The sequence below is a fragment of the Bradyrhizobium macuxiense genome (assembly GCF_001542415.1).
GTDB classification, from domain to species: domain Bacteria; phylum Pseudomonadota; class Alphaproteobacteria; order Rhizobiales; family Xanthobacteraceae; genus Bradyrhizobium; species Bradyrhizobium macuxiense.
Map to the genome: position 1 here is coordinate 64,998 of NZ_LNCU01000081.1, position 18,951 is coordinate 83,948.

Consider the following 18,951-nt stretch of genomic DNA (forward strand, 5'->3'; position numbering starts at 1 on the left):
CCGTCGGCGCCACGGGTTCAGAGAGACGAGCGTGGCCAAGATTCATCATCAGATTGCGCAGGAGCTGGGGGTTCGCGACGAGCAGGTCGAGGCGGCGGTCACGCTGCTCGACGGCGGCGCGACGGTGCCGTTCATTGCGCGATACCGCAAGGAATTGACCGGCGCGCTCGATGACGCCCAGCTGCGCACGCTGGAAGAGCGCCTGACCTATTTGCGCGAGCTCGAGGAGCGCCGTACCGCTGTGCTCAACTCGATTCGCGAGCAGGGAAAGCTCGACGCCGCGCTCGAAGCTCAGATCATGGCCGCCGACAGCAAGGGCCGGCTCGAGGATATCTACCTTCCCTACAAGCCGAAGCGCCGCACCAAGGCGGAGATCGCCAAGGAAGCCGGGCTCGAGCCGCTCGCCGACATGCTGCTGGCGCAGCCGCAAAACGATCCGAACGAGGCCGCCGCGCCCTTCATCGATACCGAGAAGCAGGTCGCCGATGTCGCCGCCGCGCTCGAAGGCGCGCGCGCGATCCTGGTCGAGCGCTTTGCCGAGGATGCCGATTTGATCGGCGCGCTGCGCGAGGAGATGTGGTCGAACGGCATCATGGCTTCCACGGTGCGCGACGGCAAGAAAACCGAGGGCGAGAAATTCAAGGATTATTTCGACTTCAGCGAGCCGCTGCCGAAGCTGCCGTCGCACCGCATCCTGGCGCTGTTCCGCGGCGAGAAGGAAGAGATTCTCGACCTGCAGATCAAGCCGGAGGCGCAAGCGCCCGCCGCCGGCGTGCCCGGCGCCTACGAGTTGAAGATCATGAATCGCTTCGGCGTCTCCAACCAGGGCCGCAAGGGCGACAAGTGGCTGACGGAGACGGTGCGCTGGGCCTGGCGTACCAAGATCCAGATCCATCTCAATATCGATCTGCGCATGCGGCTGTGGACCGCGGCCGAGACCGAGGCGGTGCGCGTGTTCGCCTCGAACCTGCGCGACCTCCTGCTCGCGGCGCCGGCCGGCGCGCGTGCGACGATGGGGCTCGATCCCGGCTATCGCACCGGCGTCAAGGTCGCGGTGGTCGATGCCACCGGCAAGGTGCTGGCGACGACGGCGATCTTCCCGCACGAGCCGCAGCGGCGCTGGGACGAGGCGCTCGCCATTCTCGGCAAGCTCGCGATCGAGCACCGCGTCGAGCTGATCGCAATCGGCAACGGCACCGCCTCGCGCGAAACCGACAAGCTCGCGACCGAATTGGTGAAGCGGCTGCCTGACTTGAAGATGACCAAGATCGTCGTCTCCGAGGCCGGCGCGTCGGTCTATTCGGCCTCCGCCTTCGCCTCGAGCGAATTGCCCGAGCTCGACGTCACCATGCGCGGCGCGGTCTCGATCGCGCGCCGCCTGCAGGATCCGCTGGCGGAACTCGTCAAGATCGATCCGAAGGCGATCGGCGTCGGCCAGTACCAGCACGATCTCGGCGAGGCCAAGCTGGCGCGCTCGCTCGACGCCGTGGTGGAAGATTGCGTGAACGCGGTCGGCGTCGATGCCAACACCGCGTCCGTCCCGCTGCTGGCGCGCGTGTCGGGCATCGGGCAGGGGCTGGCACAGAGCATCGTGCAGCATCGCGACGCCAACGGCCCGTTCAAGTCGCGCAAGGCCCTGAAGGAGGTGCCGCGGCTCGGGCCGAAGGCGTTCGAGCAATGCGCCGGCTTCCTGCGCATCACCAATGGCGACGACCCGCTCGATACGTCGGGCGTGCACCCGGAAGCCTATCCGGTGGTGCGGCGTATTCTCGAAGCGACCAAGAGCGACATCAAGGCGCTGATCGGCAATTCCGACGTGGTGCGCGGGCTCAAGCCGCAATCCTTCGTCGACGACACGTTCGGTCTGCCGACCGTCACCGACATCCTGCGCGAACTGGAGAAGCCCGGCCGCGACCCGCGTCCGGCGTTCAAGGCCGCGGTGTTCAAGGAAGGTGTCGAGGAGGTCAAGGACCTCAAGAAAGGCATGATCCTCGAGGGCACGGTGACCAACGTCGCCGCGTTCGGCGCCTTCGTCGACATCGGCGTGCACCAGGACGGCCTCGTGCACATCTCGGCGATGTCCAGGAACTTCATCAAGGACCCGCGCGAGGTGGTGAAGCCGGGCGACATCGTCAAGGTGAAGGTGCTTGACGTCGAGGTCGCGCGCAAGCGCATCGCGCTGACGCTGCGCCTCGACGACGAGATCGGTCCGAAGAAGGACAATGCCGGAGCGTCGCGCGATTTCTCGCGCGGCTCGGCCAAGATGTCGTCATCGGCACCGCGCCGTCAGGAGCAGTCCGGCGGCGGCGCGCTCGCCGACGCCCTGCGCCGTGCTGCCGAAAAGAGTGGACGCGGCAAGCCGACCTGAGGCGTCTATTCACAAGACGAAGCTGTCGGCTTTCGCGATGCTGCGAAGAAGCTCAGCTGCCTCTAAAATCGGAGTGGTCGCCTTGGGTCCCAAAGGCGACGCGGCGAGGCCGCCTGGGTACGTCCGCTTTCAGTTGCGACCGTGTCAGTCATGCTGACCCGATCGCATCGGAGCGCGGCGGAGATGGCGTTCTCCGACATCGACAGGTTCCGATAGACGGTGTTCAATGCGAATGAGGGGACCCGCAAGAGGTCCCGAGACAAACAGGCACATTCATTGATTCATAGGGAGAAACGAAATGTCCTTCGTCTCGCGACGATTGGCGGCGTTTTCGACCGCCATCATTTTACTCGGAGTCAGTGGAAGCGGCGCGTCTGCCCAGAGAAAATACGATCCCGGCGCCACGGATACGGAAATCAAAATCGGCAACATCATGCCGTATAGCGGACCGGCATCGGCATACGGAGTCATCGGGAGGACCGAGGCAGCGTTTTTTCGCAAGGTCAATGCCGAAGGCGGCATCAACGGTCGCAAGATCAACTTCATTTCGTACGACGACGCTTACAGCCCGCCGAAAGCAGTCGAACAGGCCCGCAAGCTGGTCGAGAGCGATGGGGTGCTGCTGATCTTCGGGTCGCTTGGCACGCCGTCCAACACGGCCATTCAGAAGTATATGAATACGAAAAAGGTGCCGCAGCTGTTCATCTCCACCGGCGCGACCAAGTGGAATGATCCGCAGAATTTCCCATGGACCATGGGCTGGCAGCCGAACTATCAGAACGAGGCACGGATCTACGCGAAGTATATCTTGAAGGAGAAACCGAACGCCAGGATTGCCGTACTTTACCAGGACGACGACTACGGGAAGGACTACCTCAGAGGTCTAATGGATGGCCTTGGCGACAGCGCCGCGTCCAAGATCGTTGTAAAGGACGCCTACGAGGTGGCCGAGCCGACCATCGACTCGCATATTGTGAAGATGAAGTCACTCGGTGCTGACGTCTTCGTCGATATCACCACGCCGAAGTTTGCCGCGCAGGCCATCAGGAAGGCGGCGGAAATCGGCTGGAGACCATTGCATCTCCTCAACATCGTCAGCAGCTCGATCGGTGCCGTCATCAAGCCGGCTGGTCTCGAAAATGCGCAGAACATCATTTCGGTGGCCTATCTGATGGATCCGCTTGATCCCCAATGGAAGGATGATCCCGGCATGAAGGCCTTCGACGAATTTCTCGCCAAGGATTTTCCGGGGGGTGATCGCGCCGATAGTTTCGTTGTGACCGGATACAATATGGCTCAGACCCTGGTTCAGGTGCTGAAGCAGTGCGGCGACAATCTCACACGTGAGAACGTGATGAAGCAGGCTGCTGGCCTCAAGGACTTCAGGACCGCGAACCTGCTGCCCGGCATCAAGATCAACACGAGCCAGATCGACTTCGCGCCGATCAAGCAGGTACGGCTGAGAAGGTTCAAGGGCGATAGATGGGAGCTGTTCGGTCCGTTGCTCAGTGCCGAAATTGGAGGCTAGGCCGGTTCCTCCGATCCGCTGCAACGGATCGAATGTGGCCATGATCCTCGAGGGCACGGTGACCAACGTCGCCGCGTTCGGCGCCTTCGTCGACATCGGCGTGCACCAGGACGGCCTCGTGCACATCTCGGCGATGTCCAGGAACTTCATCAAGGACCCGCGCGAGGTGGTGAAGCCGGGCGACATCGTCAAGGTGAAGGTGCTTGACGTCGAGGTCGCGCGCAAGCGCATCGCGCTGACGCTGCGCCTCGACGACGAGATCGGTCCGAAGAAGGACAATGCCGGAGCGTCGCGCGATTTCTCGCGCGGCTCGGCCAAGATGTCGTCATCGGCACCGCGCCGTCAGGAGCAGTCCGGCGGCGGCGCTCGCCGACGCCCTGCGCCGTGCTGCCGAAAAGAGTGGACGCGGCAAGCCGACCTGAGACGTAGGCTCATACAACGAGGGTGTCCGCTTTCATGCTGAAAGCGGACACCTTTGGCAGCATCATAGCGCCGCCTCTCGCCCCAGGGCGGGCATCCGCCCGAACTCGCTTGGAAGGAGGGCTATTCCCTCCCGCCCGCCGTCAATTGCCAACCCACACATTGCCGGAGGAGTCGAAGTCGTTCTTCGGGTTGTAGCCGGAATCGTGAAGGTTCCGGATACGCATCGCGTGGTCACTGCTATCGCCGCCGAGACTGGCATTTGCGTTGAGCAGCGCGGGACTGAGCCCGGTACCCATCACGAGGTGGTGATGGTGGGTCCGGTGTCCTGCCATTCGTGCATCAGCGAGTGCCGTCGTAGAAAGAGAAGCAACTGCTATCGAAACAAGAATGATTTTCGTCATGGTAAGCTCCTGTGAAATACCCAGCCGAGCTTTCAATCGCGTCCAGAAAAATGCGCTGTCATGCTCGTGCCGAATGTGAGATTCGCCACATCGCGGCGTCGATCACGATGAGTGAGACTAGTACGCGGAAGGTTGGGCTTCTTGGTCTCCCGCGCACAGCGTGACGGAAAGTCCGTGCGCAAATCGCAAACGTCAGCTTGAAGAGGCTGAGGGATGTCGCGAAGCGGATGTCTTGCTCCTCTGGGAGACGCGTAGCCCGGTTGGCTCCGGCACGGGGGCGACCGGATGCTCTTGGTCTAAGGTCTATGGGCGGGCTGTGTTCCGAACAGCAACCGCCGTCCGCGGGAAGCGTTGATTCCTGCGCCCGCTCAGCGATGGAGCAGCGCGAGGCCTGCGACATCAGGCAAAGGTCGGTCCTGCATCAATGTCGGAGACCGCGCGGCGAGGGCTAGCCGCGTCGACGAAGCGTCGAATACGGGCTCACGTCGGGCGTTGCTTTCTAACCGCCATCCCGAAGGAGCAACCATCGATGCGTGCATCAATCCTGTTGGTCATGCCTTTGACCCTTGCGCTCTACGCCGGACCGGCTCAGGCGCAACAAGCCGAAAAAGCGCCGCAAAACGTCAAGATCGGTGTGCTCAGTGACATGTCCGGGCTCTACGCCGATATCGGCGGACAGGGCTCGGTTATCGCAGCCCGCATGGCCGTCGAGGACTTCAAGCCCGACAGCCACAACATGAAGATCGAGATCGTCTCCGCCGATCATCAGAACAAGCCCGATATCGGATCGGCGATTGCCCGCAGGTGGTACGACATCGATCATGTCAACGCGATCACCGACGTGCCCAATTCCGGCGTGGCGCTGGCCGTCAGCAATGTGACGCGGGAAAAGAACGGGGTGTTTCTCATCTCGGGAGCCGGAGATTCCGACCTGACCGGCCAGCAATGTTCGCCGAACAGCGTGCACTGGGCATATGATACCTGGGCGCTTGCGCACGGCACCGGAGGGGCCATTGTGCGCAGGGGAGGCAAGAGCTGGTTCTTCGTCACGGCCGACTACGCGTTCGGTCATGCGTTGGAGCGCGATACGGCCGCGGTCGTGAAAGCGGCAGGCGGGCAGGTGCTCGGCTCGGTGCGCCACCCCTTGAACACCGCGGACTTCTCCTCGTATCTGCTTCAGGCGCAGGATTCAAAGGCACAGGTCATCGGGCTGGCCAATGCCGGCGGAGACACCATCAACGCGGTGAAGCAAGCCGCCGAGTTCGGGATCGTCCAGCGTGGCCAACGGCTCGCCGGGCTTCTCGTTTTTCTTACCGACGTTCATGCCCTCGGCTTGCAGACGGCGCAGGGTTTGACGCTGACCACCGGATTTTATTGGGACCTCAACGACAAGACGCGGCTGTTCGCAAAGCGCTTCGCCGCACTCGATGGCGGCAAGTATCCGACCATGGTTCAGGCCGGAGTGTATTCCTCCGTGCTGCATTATCTCGAGGCGGTCGCCAAGGTCGGCTCCGCGACAGACGGAGCGAAGGTCGTCGAGGCGATGAAGGCGACCAAGTATGACGATCCGCTGTTCGGACTAACCGAGGTTCGCGAAGACGGCCGGGCCGTGCATGCCATGTACCTGGTCGAGGTCAAGAAGCCGGCAGAATCGAAGGGCCCCTATGATTACTTCAAGGTCCTCGACAAGATTCCGGCCGACCAGGCGTTCAGGCCGCTGACCGACGAGAAAGGCATTTGCGGTCTGGTGAAAGCCGCTGCCAACTAGAGGGAAGCGCTCGGCGTTGGCGTGTATGGAAAGCCCTCATTGAGGTCGGATATTGACCCGGTGCGTGCATCCTCGGCGTCCACGACCTCGCCGGATCAGCGCACCTCCACGTGCGTGACGAGGCGCGAAGGTTCCTAACGGAGATGCAAAAGGCGTCTCGCCGAACCTAACTTCCGCGTCAGAATCTGGCGCATTTGTAAGTTGAAGGAAGCCGCCGGTTTGCGTCTGCTGATCCTCCTCTTCCTGCGGCAAAGGTATTTCGCCGCAGTTCAACGACGGAGGATATCTCGATGAAGCACACGTTCTTCACAGGTCTCGTGGCCGCGACATTCGCAGCGGCTGTTGCGCTTGCGCCGCCGGTCCTTGCGCGCGGCGGAGGCGGCGGCTTTGGCGGCGGAGGCGGCGGTCACGGTGGTGGCGGTGGCGGCTTCGGTGGCGGCCATGGAGGTGGTTTCGGCGGCGGCTTCGCTGGCGGAATGCATGGCGGAGGATTTGGCGGCGGGATGCATGCCGGAGGCTTCGGAGGCGGCATGCGCGGCGGGGCTGCCTTCGCCGCCATGGGTGGTGGCCCGCATTTCGGCGGCGCTCGTTTCGGCGCAGCGGGCTTTGGCGGTCCGCGCTTCGCAGGTGTACCGATGACCCGTTCGGCATTTGCGCCTGGACCGCGCTTTGCCGGCGGCGGATTCCGCGGCCCGCACGGCTTCCATCATCGCGCCTTCTTCCACCATCGCTTCCGCCACTTCGCCTTCTTCGGCGGGCCCTTCGTGTATGCCGACTATTACGACGGCTGCTGGCGCAGGGCGCGGACGCCTTACGGATGGCAGTGGGTCAACACGTGCGGGGACTACTGGTACTAGCGCCACGAACCGCACCGTTGACGCGCGGTCGTCGCCAGACGTTCCATCCAGCCCCGGAATGGGATAGTCTGGTGGCGGCCGTCGCGCGGGGCGCTCGGAGAGCTCAAGACCTCGGAGAGTTCAAGACGATGACCGGAGCTCACCGCCGTATTCTCGTGGTCGAGGATGATCCGGAGACCGCGGGTCAGCTAGTCGATCAACTCACCACCAGCGGCTACGATGTCGATCTGGCTGCGAACGGCCGCGAGGCGCTGAACCATGGCGCAGCGCGCGATTATGCGGTGATCACGATCGATCGCATGCTGCCGGATATCGACGGGATCGCCGTCATGCGCCAGATGCGCGACGACGGCATCGTCGTGCCGTTCCTGATCATCAGCGCGCTCGGTGAGGTCGACGACCGCGTGCGCGGCTTGCGCGCCGGCGGCGACGATTATCTGGTCAAGCCGTTCTCCTTCGTCGAGCTGCTGGCGCGCCTGGAGGCGCTGGGCCGGCGCAGTGAGACCGTTGCCAAGGAGACCATCCTGCGGGTCGGCGACCTCGCGGTCGACCTGATCTCACGGACGGCGAGCCGCGGCGGCCGGAAGATTCCGCTGCTGCCGAAGGAGTTCCAATTGCTCGAATATCTCGCGCGCAACGAAGGCCGCGTGGTGTCGCGCGCCATGCTGCTGCAGCATGTGTGGGATCTGCATTTCGATCCGTCGACCAACATCATCGATGTCTATGTCGGCCGGGTGCGCCGCAAGGTCGATGACCAGCAAGCCTATCCGCTGATCCATACGATCCGCGGCATCGGATATTGCCTCCGTGCTCCTGGCTAAGACCCTTGGCTCATCGACGTTTCGCCTGGCGCTGATCGCCATCGGCACTTTCGGCCTGATCGTCTCGGTGATCTTCGCCTATGTCTACTGGTCGACGGTCTCCTATGTCCGCAGCCGGTCCGATCACGCGATCATGACCGAGCAGGCGAACCTCCATGACGCCTATGCGCGATCCGGGCGCGATGCCCTGGTCGCGCTGATCGGACAGCGCATCGCGGACAAGAGTTTTGCCGATCACGTCTACGTCCTCGTCGATAGTGCATCGGCGGTCCTCGCCGGAAACCTCGCGCAGTGGCCGGCCGGGACCGCGGATCAGGGTTGGAGCGAGTTTCGTGCGGCGGTGCCACCGCGCTCCGCAGCGGACGCGCTGGTGCGGGGGCGGGCAGAGACGCTGCCGAACGGCGATCGATTGCTGGTCGGCCTCGACATCGGCGATCTCGACGGCTTCACCACGCAGATCCGGGCGGCCGGCATTGCGGTGGTCGTGCTGATCCTCGTGCTGGCCGCCGTCGCCAGTATCGGGGTGACGCGGCGGACAGTCGGCCGGATCGAGTCGATCAACGCAACCAGCCGCGCCATCATGCTCTCCGGGCTCGACCAGCGCATCCCGCTTCACGGCAGCCACGACGAATGGGATCGCGTCGCCGAGAATCTCAACCAGATGCTCGATCGCATCCAGACGCTGATGGGCGAGGTGAAGCAGGCCAGCGACAACATCGCGCACGATCTGCGCACGCCGCTGACCCGCATGCGCGGCCGGCTCGAGAAGGCCTATCATTGTCCGCGCAACGGCGAAAGCGATGCGGCCCTGATCGGCGACACCATTGCCGATCTCGACACGGTGCTGGCGATGTTCGCCTCCATCACGCGGATTTCCGAGATCGAGACACGGGCCCGCAAGGATGCGTTTCGCACCGTCAATCTCGTCGAGATCGCGGGCGAGGTGGTCGAGCTCTACGATGCCGCAGCCGAGCGCGATACGACCCGCCTCGATCTCACCGGCGATCCCGAGGTGCCGGTGACCGGCGATCGTGACCTGCTGTTCGATGCGATCGCCAATGTCGTGGACAATGCCATCAAGCACGGCCGCGCCGGGGGAAAGGTCACCGTGACCTGCCGCAACGGCGAGGGCGGTGCGGTGATCTCCGTCGCCGACGACGGGCCGGGCATTGCCGCCGACCAGCACGACCACGTCTTCAAGCGCTTCTACCGCCTCGAGCAGAGCCGCTACACGCCGGGAAACGGCCTCGGCCTCAGCCTTGTCGCGGCCGTCGCCAGCCTGCATGGCGCGCGCATCGAGCTGCAGGACAATGCTCCGGGCCTGTTGTTCAGGCTGTGCTTCCCCGCGTCGACGGGATCGTAGGGTAGGTTGCACGGGACTCATGGGTGCGATCGGCACCAGGCTTCCCTGCGCTCTCTGTTCAAGAGAGGGCGGAACGAAAGACGAGCCTCGGACAGATCATGTCGCGAGAATGCGGATGTGTGACTCACCGGCCGCGCAACACACTCGGTGTCGTCCCTGCGAAAGCAGGGACCCATAACCACAAATGGTCATCGTTGAGCGACGCTGGAACGACGAGTCCCCTCAACAACATCCGCCGCGGGGTATGGGTCCCTGCTTTCGCAGGGACGACGAGTGGTGAGACCTCGTCTCGCTCTATCGCGCTGGCGCCGCCGCCTCAGCCTCACAAATTGATCACCCCACGCCGTGCCGCATGCGCGACCGCATCGGTGCGGCCGGTGGCATCGAGCTTGTCGAGCAGGGAGCCGACGTGAAACTTGGCAGTGTGAACGGAGATGCCGAGGCGCTTGGCGATCATCTTGTTCGAGGCGCCCTCGGCGAGCAGCGCCAGCACGTCGAGCTCGCGCGGCGTCAGCTCGAAGTCATCTGCCGAGGCAGCCTTGTCGTGATCGCGCGAGACCACCGCCGCTGCGGCCACTTCGCCGGGCGCTGCAAGGCGCAAGCCGGCGACGCCGCCAAGCAGCGTCGCCAACCGGTCTGCAAGCACGGGATCGTCGATCTCGAGCGAGATCACGATCTCCGGCGTACTCTCATTGCTCACGTCTCCGGCCTCTCGCCGATCGTCACCCTGAAGTGCTGCGGCTCGCCGCCGCGACGGACCGTTACGTCGACGACCCGGCCGACGCTCTGCGGTCCCAATGTCCGCAGCAGCGCCCGAACGCCGGACAGCCGCTCGTCATTGACCGCGATGATCACGTCGCCTTGCCGGATGCCGGCGGCAGCCGACGGGCCGTTCTTGTCGACATTCATCACCATCGCGCCGATGCCGTCATCGAGACGCACCGGCTGCAGGCCGAGGCCTAGATATCCGCGCGCGATGCGGCCGGAGGTCTCGAGCTGTGCGGCGACGCGTTCGATGGTCGCGGCCGGGATCGTCAGCACGCGACGGGGACCCAGCACGGCCATGCCGAACGGTTCTCCCGACGCATCCAGCGCCAGCCCGCCCTGCTGGCTGTGCCGCCGGACGTCGAGCTCAATCCTTGCGTCGATGTCGCCGCCCCGCAGGCTGCGCCAGGCAGGACCCGACAGCGAAACGATGCCGAGCCGCGCGGTCGCAGCGCCGCGGTCCGCCGCGACGACCACGGCGAGCGATCCGAGTGCGGGAACACTGGCCGACAGCTTGACCGGTGCGACATCGGTGTCGACCCGCAGCAGGGCGATATCGGTGGTGTGGTCGCGTCCGGCGATGGTGGCCTGTTTCCTGCTGCCGTCGGCGAACTGGATCTCGATCTCGCCCTCGTCGGCCAGCGCCTCGTCGGCGGTGATCACGAGACCGGGTTTCCAGACGAAGCCGGAGGCCCGCGAGCGATGCGAATGCACCGACACGATCGCCGGCGCCGCGCGCGCGACCGTGTCCGCCAGGGCGGAAGATAATGAGGCGAGGGTGGTCGGGTCGGTCATGGGAAGCTCCTGTTGCTTCCCTCAATCTGGGGTGCCGCGGCGGGAGACGAAACTGGCCGGATGGGCAGGGGCCGGCCGCGCCGGTCCACACGGCGTTCGAGGCGGAACCTCAGCTCAGCCGGTGCAACGTCGCCTTCGGGCTCTCGCCGAACTTGGCGCGATAGGCGCTCGCCATCCGGCTCAGATGGGTGAAGCCGAGGTCGAAGGCGATATCGACAATGCGCTCGCCGGGCCGGGCCGTCTTCAGGCGTGCGTTGAGCTGGGCGAGGCGGATGTCGAGCAGCATGTCGCTTACCGTGGTGCCGAAGTGGCGGCGGAAGCCGAGCTGCAGCGCGCGGATGCCGGTGCCGGCGACATCGGCGAGCTCGGCGAGATCCAGCGGCTCGGTCGCCCGTGTCTCCAGATAGGCCCGGGCCCGCTTCAGCGGAGCCGGCTGGGTCTCGGCGCGGCCGCTGAAGACGTCGATGGCCGAGCTGAGGCTGTTGCGCTGGTCGTTGAGCAGGGCATTGAGCAACGCCCCGCGCCATTCGGCCGACGCGATCGCGGACAGCGACTTGTGCGGCCCGAGCTGCTCAGCCAGCGCGACGAGATGCTCGATCCTCGCCGCGAGCGCTTGGCCGAGCGATCCGGAAAGATCGACTGCCGGATTGAATTCGATCGGGCGCACGGCCACACCGCCGAGCGCCGCGGCGCGATGCTCGACCAGCTTGCGGTCGAGCAGCAGGATCAGCTGGGCGCAGTCGCCGCGCCACGTCATTGCGGTCGGGATGGTCGGAGACAGCAGCGATGCGCAGTGGCGCGGTCCGGTCATCACCTCGCAGGCTGCGGTGCGCACCGACGCCGAGCCGTGCAGCGGCACCTGCAGCAGGAAGAAGCGATCAAGGCAGCCGGGATTGATTGCGACCGATCCGCCGTAAGCGACATAGTTGAAGGAGAACCCGTCAAAGCTCGCGCAATTGTGGAGCGCGAAAAAATCTCCTCCGGAGTGATCGACCGGCGTCAGGTCGTGCGGGCAGAAGATGCGGCCGATCGCCTCGGCAGCATCGTCGACGCGCGCCGTCGCAACGCGCGCGAAATCCTTCAGCCTTTCCGTTGCCGAAACCTCGTTGCTCGCTGCAATCACGCCAGCCGTCCGAAGTTGTTTGAGGTCTAAAATATCGTCAGCCTAATGCATCTGCCGGCAAAGGGGAACGCAATTCCATCGGCAATCTGCCCGATCGTTGCGCAGGCAGGCGAGGCGCCGACGCTGATCGCTTCCGCATTGCAGCATGATCCTGCCGGATGTGGGATTCGTTTATCGGCTAGACAGCCCCGCGGGCTGGCGACAGGCTCCGTGTCCGCAATGCGCACCAAAACTGGAGAGGCTGACATGGGCACGCTCGAGAAAGGCATTACCCGAGAGGGCACCGGCTACGGCGGCAAGACCTGGAATATCCTTGGTCAGGTCTACTACCCGAAAGCGGTCACCGACTCGACCTTCGCATTCGAAACCAACAGTGAGCCCGGCCAGTTCGTGCCGGTGCACATTCACCCGACCCAGGACGAGTTCATCCTGGTGCAGGAAGGCGTGCTCGACCTCAAGCTCGACGGGGTCTGGGTGCAGGCCAAGGCCGGCGATCTCGTGCGCATGCCGCGCGGTATCCCGCACGGCTATTTCAACAAATCGGACAAGCCGGCGCGGGCGCTGTTCTGGGTGTCGCCGATGCAGAAGCTCGAGGCGCTGTTCGACAAGCTGCACAATCTGCAGGACCCCGCCGAAGTGGTGCGCGTCTCCGCCGAGCACGAGGTGGATTTCCTGCCACCCGAAGCCAACGACTAGGCCGGCAGCCAAAAACATTGCGTACGCGACGCGACAATCGCCGGGGCGGGCTCCGGCGATGACGGGGATGCCTGCGCGTAAGGAATGGATCTGTTCACTCATCTAGGAGCGGTTTCATGGTCAAGCAGAAGCATGTGTGCGTCATCGGCGCCGGCATATCCGGGCTCGCGGCCGGCAAGGCCTTCGCCACGCGCGGCCACAAGGTGACGATCATCGAGCGCAGCGGCGATCTCGGCGGCGTCTGGGAGCCGGCGCGCTCCTATCCCGATGTCCAGACCCAGAGCCCGAAGGAGCTCTATCGCTACACCGACAAGGCGATGCCGGAGGCCTATCCGGAATGGCCGAAGGGCCCGCAGGTCCACGCCTATCTCAGTGAATATGCCCGCAGCCACGGGCTCAATGACGCGATGCGGTTCAACACCAAGGTCGAGGCCATGAACCGTCGCCCCGACGGCAAACCAGGCTGGAGGCTCGAGCTGCGCTCGACCGACGGCGCCGCCGGCCATGAGGATTTCGACTTTGTCGCGGTCTGCACCGGGCAGTTCAACGAGCCTCAGACGCTGCCGTTGCCGGGCGAAGACGGCTTCAAGGCGCAGGGCGGCCAGATCCTGCATTCGTCGCAATACGGCGATCCCACGCTCGCCAAGGGGCGCAAGGTGGTCGTGCTCGGCGGCTCGAAATCGGCGACCGACCTCGCTGTCAACGCGGTCAACTCCGGCGCCAGCGAGGTGACGATCGTGTTTCGCGAGCCGGTCTGGCGGATTCCCTACTTCGTGGGCGGGCTCGTGAACTTCAAGCGCATCCTCTACATCCGCGCGCAGGAGGAGATGTTCCGTAGCTGGGGCATCGGCCCGATGTCGCGCCTGGCGCACGCGGTCGCCAAGCCGTTGGTCTGGGCGAACTGGCGCGGGCTGGAGAGCATGCTGAAGATGCAGCTCAAGCTCAAGCGGTGCAACATGGTGCCGAAGGAACGGATCGAAGACGGCGTCAACTGCTCGGTGCCGATCGCAACCCCCGGCTTCTATCCGATGGTTGCTGACGGCCGCATCAAGGCGGTGCGCGGCACGTTCGATCATTATGACGGTAAGACCATCGTGATGAGCGGCGGCCAGCGCGTCGCCGCGGATGTGGCGGCGCTCGCGATCGGCTACAAGCTCGGCGTGCCGTTCCTGCCGCAAGAGTATCAAGCGAAGCTGGTCGAACCTGACGGGCAGTACCGGCTGTATCGCCTGATCGCCAATCCTGACCTGCCCGACATGGGCTTCGTCGGGTTCAACTCGAGCTTCTGCACCGTGTTGTGTGCGGATCTGGCCGCGAATTGGCTGGTGCGCTACGCCGACGGCCAGCTGGCACGTCAGCCGAGCGCGACCGAGATGCACGACAACATCGCGATGATGCTGAACTTCAGGCGCGTCGAGCGGCCGGCGGCCGGCGTCTATGGCGGGCTGTGCGTGGCGCCCTACCATTTCAAGCATTTCGACGAACTGCTGGTCGACATCGGCACCACCAAACGGCGCCGCAACCCGCTCGTCGAGAAATTCACGCCACCCGACGCGGACGCCTATGCACGTTTCCTGGCGACCGCGCCTGATTACAAGGCGGTGGCTTGAGAACGTCGCGGTTGACTGGATCGGGAAGGTGGTTGAAACACCCCTGCTGTGCGGCGGTAGCACGCCGGAGGCCAGCGAGGGCAGCAGCATGTCGCAATCCTTCACCTATCAGGTCAGCCCGATGCGGGTGGTGTTCGGTGTCGGCACCATCGCTGATCTGGCGGACGAGCTTGAGCGTCTCAACATCACGCGAGCGCTGGTGCTGGCGAGCCGGCGGCAACATGCGGAACTCGGCGATCTCGCGGCGTTGACTGGTGGCCGCATGGCCGGGCTGTTCGAGGGCGCCGTGGTGCACACGCCCGTCGCAGTGACCGAGCAGGCGATGCAGGTCGTGCGCGATCTGAAGCCCGACGGCGTCGTCGCGATCGGGGCGGGCGCCGCAACCGGCCTCAGCAAGGCGATCGCGCTGCGCACCGATTTGCCGCAACTGATCCTGCCGACCAGCTATGCCGGTTCGGAGATGACGCCGGTGCTCGGCGAAACCGTCGACGGCGTCAAGACCACGCAATCATCGCCGAAGATCCTGCCCGAGGCCGTGATCTATGACGTCAACCTGACCGTTTCGATGCCGGCCCAATTCTCCGCGATCTCCGGGCTGAACGCGATCGCCCACGCCGCCGAGGCGCTGTATGCGCGGGACGGCAACCCGATCACCTCGCTGATGGCGGAAGAGGCGATCGCAAAGCTGGCGTCGTCGCTGCCGGAGGTGATGGCGCGGCCACGCGATCTGGAGGTGCGTTCGGATGCGCTCTATGGCGCGTGGTTGTGTGCCGTCTGCCTTGGCACCGTCGGCATGGCGCTGCATCACAAGCTCTGCCACACGGTCGGCGCCTTGTTCGACCTGCCGCATGCCGAGACCCACGCCGTGCTGCTGCCGCACACCATCGCCTACAACACACCGGCCGCACCGGATGCGATCGGCCGTGCCGCGAAGGCACTGGGTGCACCTGATGCGGCCGATGGCCTGTTCGAGCTGTCGGCAAGGCTCGGTGCGCCGCGCTCGCTCGCCGAGATCGGCATGCCGGAAGACGGCATCGCAAGGGCCGCCGAACTCGCGACAAGGAATCCCTACTGGAATCCGCGGCCGATCGAGCAAGCCGGGATTTACGATCTGCTCAAGCGGGCATGGGCCGGCGCACGGCCCCAGGCCGGATAGGGCATCCCGAGTCACACTCCGATCGCGTTGCGTGCGATCACGTCGCGATAGAATGCCGCGCTCAGCTTCGGCACACGGGCCTGGGTTTCGAAGTCGACCCGGTAGAGGCCGAAGCGCTTCTCGTAGCCGAAGATCCATTCGAAATTGTCCATCAGGCTCCACAGGAAGTAGCCGTGGACCGGGGCGCCATCGGCGGTCGCGCGTTGCAGCTGGGTGAGATAGTTGCGCAGGTACATGATGCGGTCGAGATCGTAGATCTGGCCGTCCGGATGGACCTTGTCCTCGCCAGACGTTCCGTTCTCGCTGATATAGATGCTCTTGATGTTCCAGATCTTGGCGGCAATCCGCGGCGCCCAGTAGATCACCTCAGGCGCGATCCGCAGCCATTCCGAGTTCATGTGTGGGAACGACGCGGGCATCGGCAGCGGCTTCCAGCCCGGCGCGTGGTCGGTCGCGAGGACATAGGCATGCGGAGCGTAGATGTTCAATCCGACGAAATCGTTCGGCTGCGAAATGATCGTCAGTTCGTCTGCGGTGAACTTTGGCGCGTCCGCGCCGGCATACTGCAGGAAGCCCTCGGTGTACTTGCCTTCGAGGACGACGCCGAGAAAACCCGCATTGAGTTCGCGCGTGGCCATCTCGGTCGCGCGGATATTCGCCGGCGTGTTGATCGCGGGCACGCAGGCCGTGATGTTCTCGGCAGGACCCACCCGCGTCCCCGCACGCCCCTTGGCGCGGATCGCCTGGACCGCGAGCCCATGCGCCAGGGCGACGTGGTGGCGCGCCTGGTTCACTTCCGCCGGCGGCAGCTTCAACCCGGGCGCGTCGACGCCGAGAGCGTAGCCGAAGGGGAGGAAACGCCCGACCTCGTTGAGGGTGAAGATGTTCTTCACGCGGTCGGTCACCCGCTGTGCGACATAGCCGGCATAGTCGCCGAATGCCTTCGAGGTGTCGCTGGAGCGCCAGCCGCCGACGCGATCCTGCAGTGCCTGCGGCAGGTCCCAGTGATAGAGCGTGGCGTAAGGCTCAATGCCGTTGGCCAGCAGGTCGTCGATCAGACGGTTGTAGAAGTCGAGGCCCTTCGGGTTCGGCGCGCCGGTGCCGTCCGGAAACACGCGCGGCCAGGCGATCGAGAAGCGATAGGCCTTTGCGCCGAGGTCCCTGATGAGGCGGACATCCTCCTTGTAGCGGTGATAGTGATCATTGGCGCGATCGCCGGTCGTGCCGTCCTCGATCTTGCCTGATGTGTGTGTGAACGTGTCCCAGATCGAGCGGCCGCGGCCGTCCTCGGTGACGGCGCCCTCGATTTGGTAGGCCGACGTCGCGGTGCCCCAGATGAAACCGGCGGGAAAATTCGCACCGTCCGGCCGCGGCAGGCCCTTCGCCGCCTGGGCGGGGGCCGACAGGCCGAGCGCCGAGAGACCTGCAAGGGCTCCAAACTCCCGGCGCGAGAATTTACCGAACATGACTGGCTCCCGTCGGGTTCTTGTCGATTTGGTGGTGTGCTCGGCCGACGCCGGGGAAAAGCCTCGATCGCCGGCTGCAGCAGGACGTGCGAGCACGTTAACCTCTCATCCTGCTGTCGGGCAACCAGCGCGCAAACGGCCGCCTGATAGCAAATGCGTGTCAATAGATGCGAGCGGTTGCAGGGTCGAGGTCGCAGAGTTGTCAATATCATGGTGACATCTTCTCCTCTAAATTCCCCGCTAACTCCCGCCGAAAATGACGCCTGAACATTTTCCAGAGTTCTCATCGAGCCGCGCAATGAACAAGCCTGCTAATCAACGCCGATGGGCGTTTCTGCGTCGTGTTGCCGCGGCGGCCATGATGCTGTCGGCGGCCGCTGCCGCGCATGCCGAACAGACATTTTCCTTCGACAGCACGCCAGGGAAGTTGCCCAAGACGGTGATCCCCGTGAGCTATGCAGTCGAGCTGACCCCCGACTTCACGAATCTTGCCTTGCCCGGCGTCGAGACCGTTGACATCGAGGTGCGCGAGCCGACCGCGCGGGTCACGTTGAACACGATCAGCACGACGTTCGGCGATGTGACTGTCGATGACGGCGCACAGCGCGCCGCGGTCACGACCGATGCGACCACGCAGACGGCGACGCTGACCTTTCCCCAGCCGCTCGCGGCGGGCCAGCACAGACTGCACATCGCGTTCGCTGCGCAGATCAACAAGTTCGGTTCCGGCCTGTTCTCGGTCGATTACCCGACCCGGACCGGCATGAAGCGGATGATTTCAAGCAAGCTGGAGCCGGCGGACGCGCGGCGGATATTTCCGTGCTGGGACGAGCCAGCGTTCAAGGCGACCTTTGCGCTATCAGTCGTGATCCCGCGCAATCTGCTCGCGGTCGCCAATATGCCCGTTAGAAGTGAGGAGCCGGTCAACAACAATCTCAAGAAGGTTACTTTCGCGCCGACGCCGAAGATGTCGAGCTACCTCTTCTTGCTCACGGTGGGCGAGCTCGAGCGTATCACTGCGGACGCCGGCGGCGTCACCGTCGGCGTGGTGACGACGGAAGATAAGACGGAGCAAGGGCGGTTCGCGCTCGACAGCGCGGTCAAGCTGCTCGCCTATTACAACGACTATTTCGGCGTGAAGTATCCGCTGCCCAAGCTCGACCTGATCGCGGTGCCCGGCGGGTTCGGCGGCGCGATGGAGAATTGGGGCGGCATCACCTTCTTCGAGAGCCGGCTATTGTTCGATCCCGCGACCAATGCGGAGTCGGCACGGCGCGGCATTTTCGGCATCATCGCGCATGAAATGGCGCATATGTGGTTCGGTGACCTCGTCACCATGGCCTGGTGGGACAATCTCTGGCTCAATGAAGGCTTCGCGAGCTGGATGGCGACCAAGGCCTCGGAGCATTTCTATCCGCAATGGCAGAACTGGCTGAACGGCTATGGCGCGAAGCAGTACGCCATGACGCTCGATGCGCGCCGCACCTCGCATCCGATCCAGCAGCCGATCGCCGATCACAGCGAGGCGGTCACGGCATTCGACGCCATCACCTACAACAAGGGCCAGGCGCTGATCCGGATGCTCGAGAACTATCTCGGCGAGCAGGCGTTCCGCGACGGCATCCGCAAATACATGGCTGCGCATGCTTACGGCAACAGCACCACCGCCGACCTTTGGCAGGCGCTGGAAAGCGTCGCCGGCAAGAAGATCGCGGGCGTGGCCGCGTCCTTCACCGAACAGGACGGCGTGCCGCTCGTCGTGGCGGAGACCGTCTGCGATGGCGCCTCGCAGCACCTGACGCTGCGGCAGG

At 64.4% G+C, this 18,951-nt stretch carries 15 protein-coding genes and 1 pseudogene; 11 read left to right on the forward strand and 5 right to left on the reverse strand.

Annotated elements, in window-relative coordinates; translation table 11 throughout:
* Positions 1-31: 31 nt before the first annotated feature.
* The 3 genes and pseudogenes from AS156_RS23540 to AS156_RS45660 form a co-directional block, all read left to right on the forward strand.
* Positions 32-2,368: a Tex family protein gene (locus AS156_RS23540; RefSeq protein ID WP_066509183.1), complete on the forward strand. Its 2,337-nt coding sequence runs from the start codon at positions 32-34 to the stop codon at positions 2,366-2,368.
* Between the two features lie 298 nt (positions 2,369-2,666).
* Positions 2,667-3,896: an ABC transporter substrate-binding protein gene (locus AS156_RS23545; protein WP_066509184.1), complete on the forward strand. Its 1,230-nt coding sequence runs from the start codon at positions 2,667-2,669 to the stop codon at positions 3,894-3,896.
* Between the two features lie 40 nt (positions 3,897-3,936).
* A pseudogene (locus AS156_RS45660) lies at positions 3,937-4,318 on the forward strand (S1 RNA-binding domain-containing protein); the annotation flags it as partial.
* A gap of 141 nt (positions 4,319-4,459) precedes the next feature.
* On the opposite strand, the gene AS156_RS42320 reads toward AS156_RS45660, so the two are convergent.
* Positions 4,460-4,720, reverse strand: a complete 261-nt coding sequence (locus AS156_RS42320; RefSeq protein ID WP_136626397.1) for a hypothetical protein — start codon at positions 4,718-4,720, stop codon at positions 4,460-4,462.
* Between the two features lie 529 nt (positions 4,721-5,249).
* Between AS156_RS42320 and AS156_RS23555 the strand changes: the two genes are divergently transcribed.
* The 4 genes from AS156_RS23555 (at position 5,250) to AS156_RS23570 (ending at position 9,529) form a co-directional block, all read left to right on the forward strand.
* Positions 5,250-6,488 (forward strand): ABC transporter substrate-binding protein, encoded by a 1,239-nt coding sequence (locus tag AS156_RS23555; protein WP_066509187.1) that lies wholly within the window; start codon positions 5,250-5,252, stop codon positions 6,486-6,488.
* Between the two features lie 290 nt (positions 6,489-6,778).
* Complete coding sequence (locus AS156_RS43455; protein ID WP_066509192.1) at positions 6,779-7,345, forward strand: hypothetical protein; 567 nt, start codon at positions 6,779-6,781, stop codon at positions 7,343-7,345.
* Positions 7,346-7,473: 128 nt separating this feature from the next.
* Entirely contained in the window at positions 7,474-8,166 is a 693-nt protein-coding gene (locus tag AS156_RS23565; RefSeq protein ID WP_066509193.1) for a response regulator transcription factor, read from the forward strand.
* A complete protein-coding gene (locus AS156_RS23570; protein WP_066509194.1) occupies positions 8,153-9,529 on the forward strand; it encodes a sensor histidine kinase in 1,377 nt (458 codons plus the stop codon). Before AS156_RS23565 ends, AS156_RS23570 begins: the two co-directional genes overlap by 14 nt.
* Before the next feature lie 322 nt (positions 9,530-9,851).
* On the opposite strand, the gene AS156_RS23575 is transcribed toward AS156_RS23570, so the two are convergent.
* The 3 genes from AS156_RS23575 to AS156_RS23585 all read right to left on the reverse strand — a co-directional run bounded on the left by AS156_RS23575 (position 9,852) and on the right by AS156_RS23585 (position 12,212).
* Positions 9,852-10,229, reverse strand: coding sequence for a response regulator transcription factor (locus tag AS156_RS23575; RefSeq protein ID WP_066509195.1), 378 nt, complete (start codon positions 10,227-10,229; stop codon positions 9,852-9,854).
* On the reverse strand, positions 10,226-11,089 hold the full coding sequence (locus tag AS156_RS23580; protein ID WP_066509197.1) for a S1C family serine protease: 864 nt from the start codon (positions 11,087-11,089) through the stop codon (positions 10,226-10,228). Before AS156_RS23580 ends, AS156_RS23575 begins: the two co-directional genes overlap by 4 nt.
* A gap of 109 nt (positions 11,090-11,198) precedes the next feature.
* Positions 11,199-12,212 carry an AraC family transcriptional regulator gene (locus tag AS156_RS23585; protein WP_066509199.1) on the reverse strand — a complete coding sequence of 338 codons (1,014 nt, stop codon included), beginning with the start codon at positions 12,210-12,212 and terminating at the stop codon, positions 11,199-11,201.
* Positions 12,213-12,458: 246 nt separating this feature from the next.
* Here AS156_RS23585 and AS156_RS23590 point away from each other — a divergent pair, with 246 nt between their 5' ends.
* The 3 genes from AS156_RS23590 (at position 12,459) to AS156_RS23600 (ending at position 15,674) form a co-directional block, all read left to right on the forward strand.
* Positions 12,459-12,908 carry a cupin domain-containing protein gene (locus tag AS156_RS23590; RefSeq protein WP_066509201.1) on the forward strand — a complete coding sequence of 150 codons (450 nt, stop codon included), beginning with the start codon at positions 12,459-12,461 and terminating at the stop codon, positions 12,906-12,908.
* Between the two features lie 116 nt (positions 12,909-13,024).
* Complete coding sequence (locus AS156_RS23595; protein WP_066509203.1) at positions 13,025-14,518, forward strand: flavin-containing monooxygenase; 1,494 nt, start codon at positions 13,025-13,027, stop codon at positions 14,516-14,518.
* An 88-nt stretch (positions 14,519-14,606) separates the two neighbouring features.
* Positions 14,607-15,674, forward strand: a complete 1,068-nt coding sequence (locus tag AS156_RS23600) for a maleylacetate reductase (RefSeq protein WP_066509472.1) — start codon at positions 14,607-14,609, stop codon at positions 15,672-15,674.
* An 11-nt stretch (positions 15,675-15,685) separates the two neighbouring features.
* Here AS156_RS23600 and AS156_RS23605 read toward each other — a convergent pair whose 3' ends face one another.
* Positions 15,686-17,140: a GH1 family beta-glucosidase gene (locus tag AS156_RS23605; protein WP_066509205.1), complete on the reverse strand. Its 1,455-nt coding sequence runs from the start codon at positions 17,138-17,140 to the stop codon at positions 15,686-15,688.
* Positions 17,141-17,438: 298 nt separating this feature from the next.
* Here AS156_RS23605 and AS156_RS44835 point away from each other — a divergent pair.
* A partial coding sequence (locus AS156_RS44835) for a M1 family metallopeptidase (protein WP_245313026.1) occupies positions 17,439-18,951 on the forward strand: 1,513 nt, incomplete at its 3' end.

What these genes read in the sequence shown, in the direction of transcription:
- AS156_RS23545 (WP_066509184.1), top strand. Translation starts at nt 2,667, where the DNA reads ATGTCCTTCGTCTCGCGACGATTGGCGGCGTTTTCGACCGCCATCATT.
- AS156_RS42320 (WP_136626397.1), bottom strand. Translation starts at nt 4,720, where the DNA reads ATGACGAAAATCATTCTTGTTTCGATAGCAGTTGCTTCTCTTTCTACG.
- AS156_RS23555 (WP_066509187.1), top strand. Translation starts at nt 5,250, where the DNA reads ATGCGTGCATCAATCCTGTTGGTCATGCCTTTGACCCTTGCGCTCTAC.
- AS156_RS43455 (WP_066509192.1), top strand. Translation starts at nt 6,779, where the DNA reads ATGAAGCACACGTTCTTCACAGGTCTCGTGGCCGCGACATTCGCAGCG.
- AS156_RS23565 (WP_066509193.1), top strand. Translation starts at nt 7,474, where the DNA reads ATGACCGGAGCTCACCGCCGTATTCTCGTGGTCGAGGATGATCCGGAG.
- AS156_RS23580 (WP_066509197.1), bottom strand. Translation starts at nt 11,089, where the DNA reads ATGACCGACCCGACCACCCTCGCCTCATTATCTTCCGCCCTGGCGGAC.
- AS156_RS23590 (WP_066509201.1), top strand. Translation starts at nt 12,459, where the DNA reads ATGGGCACGCTCGAGAAAGGCATTACCCGAGAGGGCACCGGCTACGGC.
- AS156_RS23595 (WP_066509203.1), top strand. Translation starts at nt 13,025, where the DNA reads ATGGTCAAGCAGAAGCATGTGTGCGTCATCGGCGCCGGCATATCCGGG.
- AS156_RS23600 (WP_066509472.1), top strand. Translation starts at nt 14,607, where the DNA reads ATGTCGCAATCCTTCACCTATCAGGTCAGCCCGATGCGGGTGGTGTTC.
- AS156_RS23605 (WP_066509205.1), bottom strand. Translation starts at nt 17,140, where the DNA reads ATGTTCGGTAAATTCTCGCGCCGGGAGTTTGGAGCCCTTGCAGGTCTC.